We start from the raw sequence: 18411 nt of genomic DNA, 5'->3' as shown, positions 1-18411 counted from the left end.
GGGCCGGGCATCCGGAACTCTCGGGCGTTCACGATGCACCACCCGGAACCGGAGCCCCGGGCATCCGGAACTCGCGGTCGGCCAGCGCGTCGACGAAGTCGGCGTCGTGCGTGACGGCGACGAGGGCGGTTCCGGAGTCGAGCAGTTCGGCGAGGAGGGCGACGAGTTCGGCCCAGGTGCGGGAATCCTGGCCGAAGGTGGGTTCGTCGAGCACGAGGAGTGCGGGGCGGGTGGCGAGGGCGGTGGCGACGGAGAGGCGGCGCTTCTCGCCGCCCGAGAGAGTGAACGGGTTGGCCTCCGCGAGCGCTGTGAGGCGGAGGCGGGCAAGGAGTTCGTCGACCCGTTCGACGATCTCGCGCTGCGGGAGCCTGAGGGCGGCGGGGCCGACGGCGAGCTCTTTGCGGAGGGTGCTGGCGAGGAACTGGTGCTCGGGATCCTGGAAGACCGTTCCGATGCGGGTGAGGAGCTCGCGCGACCTCCAGCGGATGGGTTCGGGTCCAGCTCCTGCTGCAAAGTCGTCGCTCGCGACGAGGTCACCGCCGGCGGGTGGGATGAGGCCTGCGAGAGTGAGGGCGAGCGTCGATTTGCCGGCGCCGTTCGGTCCGGTGACGACTGTCGCGAATCCGGGATCGATGTCGAGCTTGAGGCCGGTCGCGACGGGTGGGCCGCCCTTCACCCGCGTAACGGCGAGGTCGCGTGCGCGAAGCAGTGGCGCGTCGACACCATCGGGATCGGGATCGTCGAATCGGCGGCCCTCCGCCAGACCGTCGCAGATAGCGGCGAGGTTTCGAGCAGGGCCGCCCGTTCGGTCTGCCGCGCCCGTCGCGATGCGGGTGGTGCGTGGCGGGCGGGCAGCGCGGGCGGCACGTGGCGGGCGGGCGGGCGGGAAGCCGGGCACCCAGACTCCGGATGCCGCGAGCTCCGCACCACGCGCGGCGAGTACCTCATCGGGCGGGCCGTCGGCCAGCACGCCGCCGCCGGACGCGAGCACGACCACGCGGTTCACCACGTGCCGCCAGACCGCGACGCGGTGTTCGATGACCACGAACGTCGCCTCCGAGTGCGCGAGCACGCGGGCAACGGCATCCCGCACTTCCTCGACGCCGGCCGGGTCGAGATTCGCCGTGGGTTCGTCGAGCAGCAGGAGCCCGGGCTGCATCGCGAGCACCCCGGCGAGCGCCAGCCGCTGCTTCTGTCCACCCGAGAGTGACGAGGAGGGGTGGGAGAGGGGAAGGTGGAGCCCGACGGCGTCGAGCGCGGAACCGACCCGCCGCCAGATCTCCTCCCGTGGCACGCCGAGGTTCTCGCAGCCGAAGGCGACATCGTCGCCGACCCGCGCGAGCAACACCTGGGAGTCCGGGTCCTGGAGCAGCAGCCCGACGCGGCCTCGGGCATCCTGGGGCCGCGTGCCGCCGACGAGCAGCGACCCGCGTTCCTCTCCCTCGTCGGCGGCGCCGAGCACCCCCGCGAGGGCGCTGATGAGCGTCGACTTGCCGGCCCCGGAGGCACCGAGCAGCAGCACCCGCTCCCCCGCCGCGATCTCGAGGTCGAGCCCGTCGACGGCCCAGGCCCGCCGCCCGGCGTGTCGCCACCCCCATCCCCGCGCCGACACCGTCGCACCGCCCGCGCGCCGCGACGCGCCGCCGCTCACGTGCCTGCCCGTTTGCTCGCGAGAACGCCACCTCGCACCGAGACCGACACGTCTACCTGTCGCTCTCGGCCGGATGTGTCGTTCTCGCGAGAAAACCGACGGGCGCGCGACGCGCGGAGCGCGGGCGCACGCGACACGCGGGGTGCGGCGCTCAGACCAGCGCCCGAGACTCGCGTCCGGCCGCGAATCGGTTCAGCGCTCCGGTCGCCGCGATGCCGCGCATCGCCAGCCACGACAGCAGCCCCGCGAGAACGATGCCCGACACGATCGACGTCGCCGAATAGATCAGGATGAACGGGGTGTCCGACCCCGGGTACGACAGCGTGAGGTCGGTGATCGAGAGCGCGATGCCCGCTCCCACTCCCGCGAGCAGCGCCACCCAGATGCGGTAGCTCGAGTACAGGAACAGCGCGAAGACGATCTCCGCGCCGATTCCCTGGATCGCCCCAGAGACGAGCGTCGTGATGCCCCACTGCGTTCCGATCAGAGCAGACACGATGGCGGCGACGAGCTCGGTGTAGAGAGCAGCGCCGGGCTTCCGGATGATCAACCCCCCGAGCACGCCGGCGAACAGCCAGCCGCCATTGAACAGCCCCTGGAGCCCCGGCAGCGCCGCGCTCAACGGAGTGGTCACGGGGTTGTAGGCGAGCCCCCACGCCCAGAAGATGAGGCCGGCGGCCACACCGACGACGCTGGCGACGATGATGTCGACCACCCGCCAGCGGAAGCGCCCACCCCCGGCCGGAGACGCTGGGGAAGAAGAGGAGGTCTTGAGGGTTGAGGTTGTCGCGTGCACTTGTCGTGCCCTTTCGTCGATACGAATTGTGTAGGGCACGGGTTGTGAGACGCCGCGAGCGGAAACTCCCACGGGCAGGACGCCTGTTTCAGTCAGCACAACGACGGCTCGAGAGATTGTCCTCCCTGCGCTGGCATGATCCAGATCAGGTTCGACGGTCGAAGGTTGAGAACCTTCCTCTCAGCCCGGCTCACCGGACTCCCGTGTTACGGCAAGTATCCCATAGTGTGAGGTTCCATGCAGGTACTCATCGTTCTTGCCGTGCTGATCGTGATCGCAGGGTTGTTCCTCGCCGTGCGCGCGCACCGGCACATGACCGAGACGTGGCTGCTGCGGAAGGGCACCCGCGCGCCGGGCCAGGCGGTCACGGTCGCGCCTCCGATGTCGGCCGGGCTGATCTCGCGGCTGACGTCGACCGTCACGATCATCTCGTTCACGTCGGCGGATGGCGCGGCCCGCAGCCTCGTTCCGCGTTCCGGCGCCGCCACGTTCAAGCTCTCGGGCGCCGGCGGCGGGGTGACCGTTCTCTATGACGGAGCGCATCCGCTGAAGGAGGACCGCATCCGTGTCGGCTTCGGAACCGCCCCCGAACGGTGGCACCGGGTGCGCATCCGCCAGGCAGCGTAGCCGCAGACAGCGACATGGCCCTGAGGGGTGATCGCCCGGCTCGCACCGAGAAGTGTGAAAAACTGGGGCCATGCAGTTGCGAATCTTCACAGAGCCACAGCAGGGCGCCAGCTATGACGACCTTCTCGCCGTTGCTCAGGCGACCGAGCGGCTGGGCTTCGACGCGTTCTTCCGCTCCGACCACTACCTGGCGATGGGCGACAGCGACGGCCTCCCCGGCCCGAGTGACGCCTGGACCACCCTTGCCGGCCTCGCCAGGGAGACCAGCCGCATCAAGCTGGGCACCCTCGTCTCGAGCGTCACCTACCGGCACCCGGGCATCCTCGCGATCCAGGTCGCCCAGGTCGACCAGATGTCAGGAGGCCGAGCAGAACTCGGCCTCGGCACCGGCTGGTTCGAGGCCGAGCACCTGGCATACGGCATCCCTTTTCCGGCGAAGCGGTTCGGGATGCTCGAGGAGCAGCTCGAGATCATCGAAGGCCTCTATCGCACCCCGGTGGGCGAGAAGTACTCGTTCGAGGGCGAGCACTACCGCCTCGTCGACTCCCCTGCCCTGCCGAAGCCCGTGCAGAGCCCGATGCCGGTTATCGTCGGCGGCAACGGCCCCCGTCGCACCCCGGCCATCGCCGCCCGCTTCGCCACCGAGTTCAACACGCCCTTCGCCGGCTTCGACGAGGTCGGCCCGCAGTTCGACCGGGTGCGGAGCGCCTGCGAGGCGATCGACCGCGACCCGGCGAGCATGGTCTACTCCTCCGCCCTCGTGGTGGCGGTGGGTGCCGACGAAGCGGAATTTCGCAAGCGCGCGACAGCGATCGGCCGCGACCCCGAAGAACTGCGGGCCTCGGGCATCGCCGGTACGGCATCCGAAGCCGTCGACCGCATCAACAGCCTCGCCCAGTTGGGCGCAGAACGTCTCTACCTCCAGGTGAACGACCTGCACGATCTGGAGCAGCTCGAATTCATCGCGGCCGAGATCACGCCGCACGTACAGTAGGACCGGTCTCTGACGAGCGCCCACCCGGGGCGCCGTAAGACCGTGCGATCTTTGAGGAGTTTCCTGTGGACAGTTGGCCTGGATCCGCGTATCCGTTGGGGGCGACCTTCGACGGCAGCGGCACCAACTTCGCCCTCTTCAGTGAGGGTGCCGAGAAAGTCGAGCTCTGCCTGTTCGGTGAGAAGGGAGCGGAGACCCGCGTGCTGCTGCACGAAGTCGATGCCTTCGTCTGGCACTGCTACCTCCCCCAGGTGCAGCCGGGCCAGCGGTACGGCTACCGCGTGCACGGGCCCTACGACCCGGCGAACGGACAGCGGTTCAACCCCAACAAGCTCCTGCTCGACCCGTACGCCAAGGCGACGAGCGGCACCATCGACTGGGACCAGTCCCTCTTCTCGTACAACTTCGGTGACCCCGACAGCGAGAACGACCTCGATTCGGCCAAGCACATGATGTTCGGCGTCGTGATCAACCCGTTCTTCGACTGGTCGGGCGACCGCGTGCTGAAGGTGCCCTACCAGGACACGATCATCTACGAGGCGCACGTGAAGGGGCTCACTGAGCTCAACCACGAGATCCCGAAGGACCAGCGCGGCACCTACGCAGGCATCGCGCATCCGGCGACCATCGAGCACCTGCAGAAGCTCGGCATCACCTCGCTCGAGCTCATGCCCGTGCACCAGTTCGTGCAGGATTCGACGCTGCTCGACAAGGGCCTCTCGAACTACTGGGGCTACAACACGATCGGGTTCTTCGCCCCGCACAGCTCCTATTCCTCGGCCGGCGAGCGCGGCCAGCAGGTGCAGGAGTTCAAGGGCATGGTCAAGGCCTTGCACGCGGCGAACATCGAAGTGATTCTGGATGTCGTGTACAACCACACCGCCGAGGGCAACCATCTGGGCCCGACGATCTCCTTCCGGGGCATCGACAACGAGGCGTACTACCGGGTCATGGACGATGACAAGCGGTACTACATGGACTACACCGGCACCGGCAACACCCTGAACGTGCGGCATCCGCACTCCCTGCAGCTCATCATGGATTCGCTCCGCTACTGGGTGACTGAGATGCATGTCGACGGCTTCCGTTTCGACCTCGCGTCGACCCTGGCCCGCGAGTTCTACGACGTCGACCGCCTGTCGAGCTTCTTCGAGCTCGTGCAGCAGGATCCGGTGGTATCGCAGGTGAAACTGATCGCCGAGCCCTGGGACGTCGGCCCCGGCGGCTACCAGGTGGGCAACTTCCCGCCCCAGTGGTCGGAGTGGAACGGCAAGTACCGCGACACGGTGCGCGACTTCTGGCGCGGAGAGCCGTCGACGCTCGGTGAGTTCGCCTCGCGCTTCACCGGCTCAGCCGACCTGTACGAGCACTCGGGTCGCCGGCCCGTCGCCTCGATCAACTTCGTCACCGCCCACGACGGTTTCACGCTGGCCGACCTCGTGTCGTACAACGAGAAGCACAACGATGCCAACGGCGAGAACGGCAACGACGGGGAGTCGTCGAACCGCAGCTGGAACAGCGGCGCAGAGGGCCCCACAGACGACACGGCCATCCGGAGCCTGCGCGCGCGCCAGCAGCGCAACTTCCTTGCTACTCTCCTGCTCAGCCAGGGCGTGCCGATGCTGCTGCACGGCGATGAACTCGGCCGCACCCAGAACGGCAACAACAACACCTACGCGCAGGACAACGAGATCTCGTGGGTGCACTGGAAGCGCGCCGACGAACCCCTCACCGAGTTCACCGCCGCGCTGATGCGGCTCCGCAAGGAGCACCCGACGTTCCGGCGTTCGCGCTTCTTCGACGGCCGGCCGGTCAGGCGGGGGCGCGGCGAGCCGCTGCCCGACATCGTGTGGCTGAACCCCGACGCGCTCGAGATGGAGCCGGAGGAGTGGGATGCGCCGCTACACCGTTCGCTCGGCGTGTTCCTCAACGGGCAGGGCATCCGCGGCCGCGACTACCGCGGTGAGCGGGTGGTCGACGTCAACTTCCTCGTCTATTTCAACGCCGATGACTCGGATGTCGCGTTCACGCTACCCGCGGCCGAGTACGGTTCCGCGTGGGACGTCGTGATCGACACCGCGGGCCAGGCCACAGACGAGGCGCCCTCCCGGCCCGGCGACGTGCTCACCGTCTGGCCCAAGTCGATGATGGTGCTCCGCGCCCATCGCCGCGAGACCACCGACCCCGATCACTCCGTGGCTGCCTCCCTCAGCAGCATGACGGGTGCGATCCAGACGATCATCCCAGCCACCCGGCCGTCGGCCGGCTAGCCCCTCCATCACCCCGCGGGTGCCCGGTTCGCCGGGTTCCCCGCGGGGCCTCCACGAGACGAGTCCCATGCCTGTCCCTGCCCCCAAGTCGACCTACCGCCTGCAGATCACCCCGTCGTTCACTCTGGACGACGCGGCGGCCACGGCGGACTACATCCACGATCTGGGAGCCGACTGGCTCTATTTCTCCCCGCTCCTGAAGGCGGAGAAGGGGAGCGATCACGGCTACGACGTGGTCGACCATTCGCTGGTGGACCCCGACCGGGGCGGCGCCGCGGGTCTGGATGCCGCGGTGGCAGCCGCACGCGCTCTGGGGCTCGGTGTGCTCATCGACATTGTGCCCAACCATGTGGGGGTCGCGACGCCGACGATCAGCGCATGGTGGTGGGATCTGCTGAAACACGGTCGTTCGTCGGCCTTCGCGTCGTACTTCGACGTCGACTGGTCGTTCGGCGGCGGCAAGGTGCGGATCCCCGTGCTCGGCTCGGCACCGGTCGCGGGTGAGGAGATCGAGGGCCTCGAGATCGTCGGCGACGAGCTGCACTACTACGACAACGCGTACCCGATCGCTCCGGGCACCGCCACGGCGGGCACCCCCACGGAGGTTCTCGCCCGCCAGAACTATGAGCTGATGGACTGGCGGCGCGCCGACGACAAGCTCAACTACCGACGCTTCTTCGCCGTGAACTCGCTGGCGGGCATCCGGGTCGAGGAGCACGTCGTGTTTGACGACTCGCACGTCGAGATCGCGCGCTGGTTCCGCGAGGGGCTCGCCGACGGGCTCCGCGTCGACCACCCCGACGGCGTGCGGGATCCGGAGGGCTACCTCGAACGGCTCGCGACGCTCACGTCGCACGGCTATGTGCTCGTCGAGAAGATCCTCGAGGGGCGCGAGCAGCTGCCGTCGTCGTGGGCCACGGCGGGCACGACCGGGTACGACGCGCTGGCCGACTTCGACCGGGTGCTCGTCGACCCGGCCGGGCAGGCGGCTCTGGATGCTCTCGATGAGGCTTCGGCCACGGATGACCGGCCCGTTCCGTCGTCGTTCGAGTCGCTCATCCACACCACCAAGCGGGGCATCGCCGACGGCATCCTCCGCTCGGAGGTGCTGCGCATCCAGCGCGACCTCGTGGCGAGCGGGGCGCTCGACGGCGATGCGGGTGCCCTCGCGGGCGGCGCGGCAGGGCCCGGCGCCTCGGGGCCGGGCGCATCCGGAATCGACGCCCACGACGATTCCGTCGCCGACGCGATCGCCGAGCTGCTCACCTGCTTCCCGGTGTACCGTTCCTACCTGCCGCTCGGCCTCGACCAGCTCGAAGCCGCCGCGGCCCTCGCCGTGTCGCACCGGCCCGAGCTCGCTGCCACGATCGAGGCGATCCTTCCGGCGCTCTCGGATGCCTCGAATGAGGCCGCGAAGCGCTTCCAGCAGACCTCCGGGATGGTGATGGCGAAGGGTGTCGAGGACACGGCGTTCTACCGCTACAACCGGCTCACGTCGCTGAACGAGGTCGGGGCCGATCCGGGTGAGTTCGCGGTCGATGTGGCCGAGTTCCACAAACGGCAGGTGACACGCCTGCGGGGCTACCCGAACGCCATGACCACCCTGTCGACACACGACACCAAGCGCGGTGAGGACACCCGGGCGCGCATCAGTGTGATCTCCGAGCTGCCAGCGGAATGGGCATCCACTCTGCAGCAGCTGCGCACGCTCGCACCGCTCGGCGACGCGCAGCTCGAGAACCTGCTCTGGCAGGCGATCGTCGGTGCGTGGCCGGCCTCACGGGAGCGCCTGCACGCCTATGCCGAGAAGGCGTCGCGCGAGGCTGGCGACTCGACCGGCTGGCTCGACGTGAACGACGCTTTCGAAGAGAAGATGCACGCGCTCATCGACAGTGTGTTCGACAACCCTCCCGTCGCTGGCGTGCTGTCGGCCTTCATCGCGAAGGTGGAGCAGCCCGGCTGGTCGAACTCGCTCTCGCTGAAGTTGCTGCAGCTCACCGCCCCCGGCTCGCCCGACGTGTACCAGGGCAGCGAGCTCTGGGAGACGTCGCTGGTCGATCCCGACAACCGGCGACCCGTCGACTATGCGAAGCGGCGGACTCTGCTGGCGTCCCTCGACGGCGGGTTCCGACCCGCGATCGATGCGACGGGTGCGGCGAAACTGCTCGTCACCTCGCGGGCGCTCCGGCTGAAGCGGGATCGGCCGGGGTTCTTCCAGGGCTATCGTCCCCTCGCGGCTTCCGGGTCGGCTTCGGTTCATGTCATCGCTTTCGACCGGGACTCAGCCGTCACCGTCGCGACTCGACTGCCGGTCGGCCTCGCTGCCGCCGGAGGCTGGGGCGACACGTGCCTCGACCTCGACTCCGAGCGCGTCGTGGATGTGATCACCGGGCGGTCGTTCGACGGCTCGCGCGTGATGCTGTCAGAGCTGCTCGATGAATACCCGGTTGCGTTGCTCGTGCCGGCACCCGAAGCGTAGGAGCGACACGAGATGACGATTAAACAGTTCGATGTGTGGGCGCCGCGGGCGTCAGCGGTGACGTTGCGGTTGCGGGAGGTGGCGGCTTCGGACGAGGCGGTCGACCTGGCGGCGGCCACAGCGGCGGCGAGCGCCGACCCGGCCACGACGGACGTGGATGCTGCGGGTGCGGGTGCTGCGGGTGCTGGCGCTGATGCTGGCGCCGCGGGTGCCGGCGCCGGCTCTGGCTCCGATGGGTCGCTCCGCTCCGTTCCGATGGAGCCGCGTGGCGACGGCTGGTGGACGGCGCCCGGACTCGACGGCTTCATCGAGGCCGACTACGGCTACGTCGTGGTTCCGGCCGACTCCGACAATGCTCCAGACGATGACGGCGACTCCTACGCCGACGCGGGTGGTCCCGGCCCCGTGTACGACGCGGTGGCGCCGAGCGTCGGAGATGAGCAGGTGCTGCCCGATCCGCGTTCCCGGCGCCAGCCCGCTGGCGTGCACGGGCTCTCGCGCAGCTACGACCCCACCACGTTCACCTGGCACGACCAGGCCTGGAAGGGCCGACAGCTCGCGGGTGGCGAGATCTATGAGCTGCACCTCGGCACCTTCACGCCGTCGGGAACCCTGGATGCAGCGATCGAGAAGCTCGACCACCTCGTGTCGATCGGGGTCGACTTCGTCGAGCTGCTTCCCGTGAATGCGTTCAACGGCACGCACAACTGGGGCTACGACGGTGTGCTCTGGTTCGCCGTGCACGAGCTCTACGGCGGGCCGGAGGGATACCAGCGATTCGTGGATGCCTGCCATTCGGCAGGTCTCGGCGTCATCCAGGACGTCGTCTACAACCACCTCGGGCCGAGCGGCAACTATCTGCCGCTGTACGGTCCCTACCTGAACGATGCCGCCGCGAACACCTGGGGCTCGGCGATCAACCTCGACGGACCGGACTCCGCCGAGGTGCGCCGCTACATCATCGACAACGCGCTGATGTGGCTGAACGACTACCACGTCGACGGGCTGCGGCTCGATGCCGTGCACGCCCTGCACGACTCATCCGACCCGCACCTGCTCGCCGAGCTGTCGACCGAGGTGGATGCCCTCTCGTCGTTCCTCGGCAGGCCCCTCACCCTCATCGCCGAGAGCGACCTGAACGACCCCGTGATGTTCACCCCGCGGGAGAGCGCCGGGTACGGGCTGACCGGGCAGTGGAGCGACGACTTCCACCACGCGGTGCATGTTGCGCTCACCCGCGAGACGACCGGCTACTACGAGGACTTCGATTCGCTCGCGGCGCTCGGCAAGGTGCTGACCGAGGGGTTCTTCCACAACGGAACGTACTCGTCGTTCCGCGAGAAGAACCACGGCAAGCCGATCGACACCGACCACACCTCTTCGTGGCGACTCGTGGTGGCGAACCAGAACCACGACCAGATCGGAAACCGGGCGACCGGCGACCGGCTCACCGCCTCGCTGACGGATGGCCAGCTCGCGATCGCCGCGGTGCTGACGCTGCTCGGGCCGTTCACCCCGATGCTGTTCATGGGTGAGGAGTGGGCGGCCTCGACTCCGTGGCAGTTCTTCACGTCGCATCCGGAACCAGAGCTCGGCGAGGCGACCGCCAAGGGGCGGATCGCGGAGTTCGCGAAGATGGGCTGGGACGAGGCGTCGGTGCCCGACCCGCAGGAGTTGTCGACGTTCGAGAACTCGAAGCTCGACTGGCGCGAGGCGGAGGGTGGCGCGGGTGCGAGCTCGGGCTCGGGCTCGGGCTCGGGCGAGACGCGGCACACGAAGCTCCTGCGCCTGTACCGCGAACTGGCGGTGCTCCGCCGGGAGGCCCCCGAGTTCACCGACCCCCGCTTCACGCAGGTGTCGGTACGATTCGACGAGGCAGCGCGCTGGTTCGAACTCCGCCGTGGTGACATCAGCATCCTGATCAACTTCGCGGACGCCCCCGTCGACGCGGCGACGATCGACGCCGGCGCTGCCGCGGGAGAACTGCTGCTCGCGACCGCGGACGTGCTCGCAGACGCCCGCCCCGCGACATCCACCCGCCCGCCGCTCGGTACCCTCCCCGCCCACTCGGCAACCGTCTACCGCCGCCCCTGACCCCACCCACCCGGCCACCCCACCCTCCCGCCCAGCCCTCCCGCCCAGCCGTCCCGAAGGGACCCATAGCGCGCCAAGCGGGAATTCGTATGACGATATGCGACCCTTGGGCCGCGGATCGGGTCGGATCGGATAGGGGTGGAGGGGGGCTAGGCGGGCGGAGCGGGGCGGTCGGGGCGGCGGCGCTCGCGGGGGCCCGGCTCGACGAGTGAGGCGCGCTTCAGGATGTCGCGGCCGAACTTCGCGGCGACACGGTCGACCGTGACCTCCGCGTCGCGCCAGCTCGACGGGGCCGCCGACTCGTCCTCCCAGAGCGAGGGCTGGTGCACGGTCTCGTGCGCCTCGACGAGGTTCTCGGCCCGCACGCCGATCAGGCGCACGCGCTGGTCGAGTCCGACATGGTCGAAGAGGTCGCGCGCCGCGTCGGAGATGGTCTGGGCGAGATCGGTCGGCTCGGTGAGCGTGCGGGAGCGCGAGATCGTCGAGAAATCGCTGAACCGCACCTTCAGTGCCACGGTCTTCGCCGCGAGGCCGGCGCGCCTGAGCCGCACCGCGACCTGGTCGGAGAGGCGCAGCAGTTCGAGGCGGAGCTGGCGCGGATCCGACAGGTCGAACTCGAACGTCATCTCGTGGCCGATGCTCTTCTCCACCCGTTCGGTCACCACCGAGCGCCGATCGTGACCGTTCGCCAGACTGTGGAGCTTATGGCCTGACGCCTCACCGACCCGCGAGACGAGCGTCTGCAGCGGGGTGACGGCGAGGTCGCCGACCGTGCGGATTCCGAGCCGGGTGAGCGCCTCGGCCGTGCTCGCGCCGACACCCCACAGGGCGCCGACAGGCAACGGATGCAAAAACGCGAGCGACTGCGCTGCGGGCACCACGAGCATCCCGTCGGGCTTCGCCCTGCCCGACGCCATCTTGGCGATGAACTTCGTCGACGCGGCACCGACGGAGCAGGTGAGCCCCGTCTCGGCGTAGACGCGCTCCCGCACGGCGGCACCGATCGCAGACGGCGACCCGAGCAGGCGTCGGGCGCCCGCCACGTCGAGAAACGCTTCGTCGATGCTCAGCGGTTCGACGAGCGGCGTGACGTCGCGGAAGACGTTCATCACCTGTGCCGAATAGTGCCGGTACTTCTCGTGGTGGCTCGGCAGCACGATGGCCTTCGGGCAGAGCTGCAGGGCACGGGCCGTGGGCATGGCGGAGTGCACCCCGAACCGCCGCGCCTCGTAGGTGGCACTGGTCACGACGCCCCGACCGCCCGCACCGCCGATGATCACGGGCAGGCCGCGGAGTTCCGGATGCTCGAGGAGCTCCACCGAGGCGAAGAACGCATCCATGTCGATGTGCAGCATTGTCGACGTGCCGTCGTCGGGGCCGCCCCCGAAGATGTGCTCCCCCGCGCTCGGCATGGCTCCGGATGCTGCGCGGTCCTCGCCCGGCGCCTTCGAGCTGCCCGGGGTGGGTGTGCGCTCAGGAATCGGCGTGCGCGACGGAATCGGCCGGGACTCCCACCCCGCCGCCCGCTTCGCTTCGCTCACCCCACCAGCCTAAGCGCCACCCCCGACACCCGCCCCCACCGAGCCTTCCCTCCCACATCCGCCCCTGTTTGTTGCTTCAGCGCATGCGCGCGCAGCCGCGGAAGCGACAGGTGGTGGCGGAATCCGACGAAGCGGGTGCGCAGGGCGGGTAGGCGAGGCGAATTCGCGCGGGGAGGGGAGGGGGAGGTCAGGTGGCGCGGGCGCGGAGGAGGGCCGCGAGCTTGTTCGCGGTGTTGACGTTGCGGGCGGTGTAGACGGGGCCGAGCCGCTTCCAGAAGGTGGCGGGCACACGGCTGTTCGAGATGCCGTCGGGATGCCAGGAGTAGACCGCATGGGGGCCCGCGGCAAAGACCTCGGGGAGGATGGATGCCGGGTCGGGGAGCTCGATCGCGGTGCCCACGACCGGCGGGGAAACTGCCACCGGCGCCGCAGCTGCGGTGGCTGGCAGGGCGGGGGTGGCTGCGGCGACCGGCTGGGCAGCATCCTGGGCCGGGGGGCCGGTCGGTGCGGCGGCGGACGGCGCGGCAGCAGCGGCCGTCGGGGCGGGAGGCACCGGGGCGGGATCCGGAGCCTGCGGCAGGAACGTGACGACGAGCCGCGAGAGGTCTGTGCCGACGGCGAGGAGCGGGTTCGCGTCGAGCACGGAGAGGAAATGCGCGGCCGACAGCACGACGAAGCCCGCGCGAAAACCTGCGGCGGCGGCGAAGGCGGCCTCGATGGCAGCGACATCCGCCAGAACGAGAGGGCGGGCCGCGGCGAAGACCACGTTGCCGCTCTGCAGGAGTGTCGCGACCTCCATGTAACCGAGACCCTCGAAGACTGCGCGGAAATCGGCCATCGTGATGCGGTTGTTGCCACCGACGTTGATACCGCGCACCAGCCCGACGTAGTGCTGCGGATCGGCCGCAGCCACGCCCGCTTCCGCAGCGGCAGGGCCGGACGCGCTCACAGCTCGCTCACCTGCCCCGCTTCCACACGCAACTGGCGGTTCAGCGTCACCGTCTCGAGCATGCGGCGGTCGTGGGTGACGAGCAGAAGCGTTCCCTCGTAGGCGTCGAGTGCCTGCTCGAGTTGCTCGATGGCCGGCAGGTCGAGGTGGTTCGTGGGCTCATCCAGAACCAGCAGGTTGACCCCGCGGGCCTGCAGCAGCGCCAGGGCCGCACGGGTGCGCTCACCGGGCGACAGGGAGTCGACGGGCCGGTCGACGTGGTCGGCCTTCAGCCCGAACTTGGCGAGCAGGGTGCGCACCTCGGCGAGCGGCATGTCGGGCACGGCCTGGCTGACCACCTCGAAGAGCACTGTCGCACCCGCCAACTGCGCCCGGGCCTGGTCGATCTCCCCGACGGCGACGCTCCGGCCGAGCGATGCCGATCCCGACGACGGCGCCTGGGTGCCGAGCAGCAGGCGTAGCAGCGTCGACTTTCCGGCACCGTTCGGGCCCGTGATGCCGATCCGATCGCCGCCGTCGACCTGCAGCGAGACGGGGCCGAGCGTGAACGATCCCTGCGAGGCGACGGCAGCGCTGAGCGTCGACACGACGGCGCTCGAGCGCGGCGCCTGCCCGATGGTGAACTGCAGCTGCCATTCCTTGCGCGGTTCGTCGACCTCGTCGAGACGCGCGATGCGGCTCTCCATCTGACGCACCTTCTGCGCCTGCTTCTCGCTCGACTCCGCGGCGGCCTTCCGTCTGATCTTGTCGTTGTCGGGCGACTTCTTCATGGCGTTCCGCACACCCTGAGACGACCATTCGCGCTGCGTGCGGGCGCGACCCACGAGGTCGGCCTTCTTGGCTGCGAATTCGTCGTACTCCTCGCGGGCGTGGCGACGGGCCGTCGTGCGCTCCTCCAGGAAGGACTCGTACCCGCCGTTGTACACGGAGATGCTGTTCTGGGCCAGATCGAGCTCCACGACGGTCGTCACGCAGCGCGCCAGGAACTCGCGGTCGTGCGAGACCAGCACCACTCCCCCGCGCAGCCCCTTCACGAAGCTCTCGAGACGGGCGAGCCCGTCGAGGTCGAGATCGTTCGTGGGCTCATCGAGCAGCACGAGATCGAAACGCGAGAGCAGCAGCGCGGCGAGCGCCACCCGGGCGGCCTGCCCGCCCGAGAGACCGGTCATGGGCAGGGTCACGTCGAGCCCGAGACCGAGTTCGGCCAGGGTGGCGGGGATCCGGTCATCCAGATCGGCGGCGCCGCTCGCCAGCCACCGGTCGAGCGCGACGGAGTACGCGTCGGCATCGGCGGCGTCACCCGACCCGAGCATCTCCGAGGTGCGCTCCATTTCGAGTGTCGCCGCGGTCGAACCGGTGCGCCGGCCGATGTATTCGGTGATGCTCTCGCCCGGGATGCGCTCGTGCTCCTGGGGCAGCCAGCCGACGAAGGCGTCCGCCGGAGCGAGGGAGACGGCACCGGCGAGTGGAGCATCCACTCCGGCGAGCAGGCGCAGCAACGTGGTCTTGCCGGCACCGTTCGCCCCCGTCAGACCGACGACATCGCCGGGAGCGACGGTCAGGTCGAGCCCGGAGAAGAGGGTGCGGTGGCCGTGGCCGCCGGAGAGGCCCTTGGCGACGAGTGTTGCTGTCATGCGTCCAGTCTGTCAGGGCCGGGCGCCGTCGGCGGGCTCTCCACAGCCCCGGCCCCCAGAGAGGGCGAAGAGACGCCCTGTGGACGAGAGGAGCTACCGTCGGGGCGGGTGATCGGCGAGGATCTGGTTCACATCGATCTGCTTCAGCAGGGCATCCCAGTCGATCTGGCGGGCCTGTTCGGCCACGTTCTCGTCAGCGAAGGCACGGCCGTTCCGGTGCACGACGACGCCGGCCGGAACCAGCCTGTTCAACTCGGCGAGCACGGCATCGTCGACCGCCTCGCTGTCGAAGTCCGCCCCGACTTCGGCGAAGTAGTCGGCCGAGACCGTGTACGAGACGATTCCCACATCAACTTGGCTCATGCACGGAGCCTACTCCGCCTGCCGAGCCCGCCCCCCTTCGGGTGAACGTCCGCCCACCCGACGCAGGTCTACGGTGATGGCATCGCGGCGACTCCTAAACTGGGTTCCATCAGACGGGGGGCGCCCACGCCCGCCGTCGCATCAAGGGGGCTCCACGTGGATCATTGGCTCGGCACCATCCCTCCCGTCGCGGTTCTGCTCGTCGTGCTCGTCTTCGTCGCGGTGGAGAGCCTCGGCGTGCCGCTGCCCGGGGAGACCATCCTCGTCGCAGGCACCCTGGTGTCGCTCGGCGGCAGTGTGTCCCCGTGGCTGGTCGGGCTCGCAGCCGCGGTCGGCGCGGTCGGGGGTGACACGGCGGGCTACTTCATCGGCCGCCGGTTCGGGGTGCGCCTGTTGGCGGTGCTGGCCAGGCGTTTTCCCGACCGATTCAGCCCCGACCGCATCCACCGCGCCATCGGCGTGATGAACCGCTGGGGCGCCCTCGCGGTGTTCGGCGGGCGGTTCGTCGCGTTCCTGCGGGTGATCGTCGGGCCGCTGGCCGGCACGCTCCGGATGCCGTACCGCCGTTTCCTCGTCGCCAATGTGCTCGGAGCCATCGTCTGGAGCGGAGCGGTGACGCTGGTCGTGACCCTGCTCGGCCGTGCTGCGGAGGAGTTCATCCACCAGTTCACCTGGTTCGCACTGCTCGCGGTGGTGGTGGGCATCGTGGTGCTCGCCACGGTCGCGGTCTACCGGTCGCGCCGCCGGGCAGCTGCGGCAGCGACCGAAGGCGGCACCCCCGTGTCGTCCGAGACTTCGGATGCCTCCACCCCCACCCTCACGATGAGCGACCTCTTCGAGACCGACGGCAGCCTCAGCCCCCTCGCCGCCTCGGCCGGCCTGAAGCCCGGCACCCCCGGCAGCGCCGCGGGCCCAGGCGTCGCCGGGCTCGCCGGAGTCGGGGCCGCCCTCGTCACCGTCTTCACCCCCGTCGGCCGCGCCATCAGGCGCACCCCGTTCACCGCAGCGCTTCTCGGCCTCTTCCTCGTGGCGGGCATCGCTACCGGCGCCCTCTGGGATCCGATCACCGAGCGGCCCTGGTACGCATCCATCGCCTACGGGGTGCCGGCAACACTCGACGGCCACTGGTGGACCGTCATCACCGGCACGTTCTTCGCACGCCTGCCGATCCACTACGCGATTCTGCTGGTCGGGCTGATCGTGGGGGTCGGCTGGGCCGAGCGCGCTTTCGGCACGTTCCGCACGTTCGGCATCTTCGTCGGGGGCCAGATCGTGGCCGTGACCGGAACCGTGTTCTTTCTGCTCGCCGCCCAGTCGTTCGACAGCGAATGGGCCAGCAGACTGTCGTTGCAGCACGACGTCGGGCCCTCCGGCGGCATGTTCGCCTGCCTCGCCGCGGTGCTCGTGACGCTCCGGGCACCCTGGCGACTCCGGGCACGCTTCGCGCTCTTCGCCTTCGTGACCGTGTCGCTCATCTACATCGGCACGCAGTCCGACATCCAACACTTCTTCGGAGTGATCGTCGTGATGCTCATCGTGCCGTTCCTGCAGCCGCGCGGAAGCCGCCTCGGCCGGCCGAGCAGCCGCGAATGGCGGATCCTGGCCTTCGCCAGCCTGGTCATCCTCGCCGTCGTCGAGGCCGTCGGCACACTGCTCCCCGCGGACGACGCCACCACCAGCGCCCTGGCGGGGGCGAGCACCTGGGTCGACGTGGCGATCGACGTCGTTGTCATCGCCCTCATCGCGAACGGCGTGCGCCTGGGGCACCGTCTGCCCTGGCTGATCGGAGTGGGCCTCGGGGTGTTCAACGTGCTCGAATTCCTGGGTCTCGCCGCCTACGCGATCGTCGCGCGCGACTTCCCGCCGGACCTGTTCGTCACGATGACGAACTCCTCCCTCTGGATCGCGCTGCTGGTCATACTGTGGCTCGGCCGTGGCTCCTACCGCGTGCCGTGGCGGCGATCGCGTCGTGTCGTCCGGCAGACGACGGATGCCCGCAAGACCCCTCTCGCCATCCTCACCAACGACGGCGGCGGCACCCTCTCCTGGATGACGATGTGGGACGAGAACCAGTACTTCGTCACCGCCGACGGCGAGAGCTTCGTCGCGTACCAGCGTCGCTCAGGCGTCGCGCTCGCCCTCGGCGACCCGATCGGCCCGGCCGACAAGCTCGGCGCGACGATCGCCGAATGGGTGGCCGAATGCGAGCGGATCGGTCTCGCGCCCGCCCTGTTCTCGGTCTCCGATGCCACCCTCGCCGTCGCCCCCGAGGGCTGGACGCACCTGCAGGTCGCCGAAGACACGATCATCGACCTGCCGACCCTCGAGATGACGGGGAAGAAGTGGCAGGTCATCCGATCGGCCCTCAATCGTGCGGATCGCGAGAAGGTGAGCTTTCGGATGACCGTGCTGGCCGACGAGCCGTGGGAGATCGTGTCGCAGGTGCGCGCCATCTCCGAGGAGTGGGTCGGCGACAAGGCCCTGCCCGAGATGGGCTTCACGCTCGGCGGTGTCGACGAGGCGCTCGACCCGCACGTGAAGACCGCGCTGGCTCTGGATGAATCGGGCACCGTTCAGGGCGTGCTGAGCTGGCTGCCCGTGTTCGGTGCCGACGACACCGTGCGTGGCTGGACGCTCGACCTGATGCGCCGCCGCGACGACGGCGCCTTCCGGCCCGTCATGGAGTACCTGATCGCTTCGTCGTGCCTGCACTTCCAGGCCGAGGGCGCGCTCTTCGTCTCCCTCTCGGGCGCACCGCTCGCGCACGCTGCGGGGTACGAGGCGAGCGGGATCGACGCGGTGCTCGACTCGCTCGGCAAGGTGCTCGAACCGCTCTACGGATTCCAGTCGCTGCACAACTTCAAGACGAAGTTCAACCCGCGCTACGAACGCATGAGCCTGCTGTACCGGGATGAGGGCGACCTGCCGAAGATCGCGCTCGGGCTCACGCGGGCCTTCCTGCCGCACGAGTCGCTGCTCGGCATTGCCAAGATGGGGCTGCAGCGCTGACCGA

12 protein-coding genes are annotated in these 18411 nt (G+C 69.4%); 6 read left to right on the top strand and 6 right to left on the bottom strand.

The genetic code is table 11. The annotated features are described in order from the left end of the window. Positions 1–28 precede the first annotated feature (28 nt). Together B7R22_RS05125 and B7R22_RS05120 are read right to left on the bottom strand one after the other, a co-directional pair. A complete protein-coding gene (locus tag B7R22_RS05125; protein ID WP_116410720.1) occupies positions 29–1651 on the bottom strand; it encodes an ABC transporter ATP-binding protein in 1623 nt (540 codons plus the stop codon). A gap of 151 nt (positions 1652–1802) precedes the next feature. Beyond that, positions 1803–2447 (bottom strand): ECF transporter S component, encoded by a 645-nt coding sequence (locus tag B7R22_RS05120; protein WP_116410719.1) that lies wholly within the window; start codon positions 2445–2447, stop codon positions 1803–1805. Between the two features lie 237 nt (positions 2448–2684). Here B7R22_RS05120 and B7R22_RS05115 point away from each other — a divergent pair, with 237 nt between their 5' ends. The 5 genes from B7R22_RS05115 (at position 2685) to treZ (ending at position 10911) form a co-directional block, all read left to right on the top strand. Continuing rightward, positions 2685–3074: a DUF3592 domain-containing protein gene (locus B7R22_RS05115; RefSeq protein WP_116410718.1), complete on the top strand. Its 390-nt coding sequence runs from the start codon at positions 2685–2687 to the stop codon at positions 3072–3074. Positions 3075–3144: 70 nt separating this feature from the next. After that, positions 3145–4068, top strand: a complete 924-nt coding sequence (locus B7R22_RS05110) for an LLM class F420-dependent oxidoreductase (RefSeq protein WP_116410717.1) — start codon at positions 3145–3147, stop codon at positions 4066–4068. A 65-nt stretch (positions 4069–4133) separates the two neighbouring features. Then, positions 4134–6338, top strand: a complete 2205-nt coding sequence (gene glgX / locus B7R22_RS05105) for a glycogen debranching protein GlgX (RefSeq protein WP_116410716.1) — start codon at positions 4134–4136, stop codon at positions 6336–6338. 67 nt (positions 6339–6405) lie between these two features. After that, entirely contained in the window at positions 6406–8817 is a 2412-nt protein-coding gene (treY, locus tag B7R22_RS05100; RefSeq protein WP_116410715.1) for a malto-oligosyltrehalose synthase, read from the top strand. A 12-nt stretch (positions 8818–8829) separates the two neighbouring features. Further along, on the top strand, positions 8830–10911 hold the full coding sequence (gene treZ / locus B7R22_RS05095; RefSeq protein WP_437184135.1) for a malto-oligosyltrehalose trehalohydrolase: 2082 nt from the start codon (positions 8830–8832) through the stop codon (positions 10909–10911). A 149-nt stretch (positions 10912–11060) separates the two neighbouring features. Here the strand turns inward: treZ and B7R22_RS05090 are convergent, their stop codons facing one another. The 4 genes from B7R22_RS05090 to B7R22_RS05070 all read right to left on the bottom strand — a co-directional run bounded on the left by B7R22_RS05090 (position 11061) and on the right by B7R22_RS05070 (position 15398). After that, entirely contained in the window at positions 11061–12323 is a 1263-nt protein-coding gene (locus tag B7R22_RS05090; protein ID WP_116410714.1) for a DNA polymerase IV, read from the bottom strand. 316 nt (positions 12324–12639) lie between these two features. Beyond that, entirely contained in the window at positions 12640–13401 is a 762-nt protein-coding gene (locus B7R22_RS19105; RefSeq protein ID WP_172582216.1) for a DUF1697 domain-containing protein, read from the bottom strand. Next, on the bottom strand, positions 13398–15035 hold the full coding sequence (locus B7R22_RS05075; RefSeq protein WP_116410713.1) for an ABC-F family ATP-binding cassette domain-containing protein: 1638 nt from the start codon (positions 15033–15035) through the stop codon (positions 13398–13400). The genes B7R22_RS19105 and B7R22_RS05075 overlap by 4 nt, the downstream gene beginning before the upstream one ends. A gap of 93 nt (positions 15036–15128) precedes the next feature. Then, positions 15129–15398, bottom strand: coding sequence for a hypothetical protein (locus B7R22_RS05070; protein ID WP_116410712.1), 270 nt, complete (start codon positions 15396–15398; stop codon positions 15129–15131). A 156-nt stretch (positions 15399–15554) separates the two neighbouring features. Here B7R22_RS05070 and B7R22_RS19445 point away from each other — a divergent pair, with 156 nt between their 5' ends. Next, positions 15555–18407, top strand: a complete 2853-nt coding sequence (locus B7R22_RS19445) for a phosphatidylglycerol lysyltransferase domain-containing protein (RefSeq protein WP_116410711.1) — start codon at positions 15555–15557, stop codon at positions 18405–18407. Positions 18408–18411 lie beyond the last annotated feature (4 nt).

It is taken from the genome of Subtercola boreus (assembly GCF_003399635.1).
GTDB lineage: Bacteria > Actinomycetota > Actinomycetes > Actinomycetales > Microbacteriaceae > Subtercola > Subtercola boreus_B.
The sequence above is the reverse complement of the archived record's forward strand: the minus strand, read 5'-3'. Positions and strand labels throughout refer to the sequence as shown.

Excerpts from the sequence above, each read along its gene's own strand:
- B7R22_RS05115 (WP_116410718.1), top strand. The coding sequence starts at position 2,685 with ATGCAGGTACTCATCGTTCTTGCCGTGCTGATCGTGATCGCAGGGTTG.
- B7R22_RS05110 (WP_116410717.1), top strand. The coding sequence starts at position 3,145 with ATGCAGTTGCGAATCTTCACAGAGCCACAGCAGGGCGCCAGCTATGAC.
- treY (WP_116410715.1), top strand. The coding sequence starts at position 6,406 with ATGCCTGTCCCTGCCCCCAAGTCGACCTACCGCCTGCAGATCACCCCG.
- treZ (WP_437184135.1), top strand. The coding sequence starts at position 8,830 with ATGACGATTAAACAGTTCGATGTGTGGGCGCCGCGGGCGTCAGCGGTG.
- B7R22_RS05090 (WP_116410714.1), bottom strand. The coding sequence starts at position 12,323 with ATGCCGAGCGCGGGGGAGCACATCTTCGGGGGCGGCCCCGACGACGGC.
- B7R22_RS05075 (WP_116410713.1), bottom strand. The coding sequence starts at position 15,035 with ATGACAGCAACACTCGTCGCCAAGGGCCTCTCCGGCGGCCACGGCCAC.
- B7R22_RS05070 (WP_116410712.1), bottom strand. The coding sequence starts at position 15,398 with ATGAGCCAAGTTGATGTGGGAATCGTCTCGTACACGGTCTCGGCCGAC.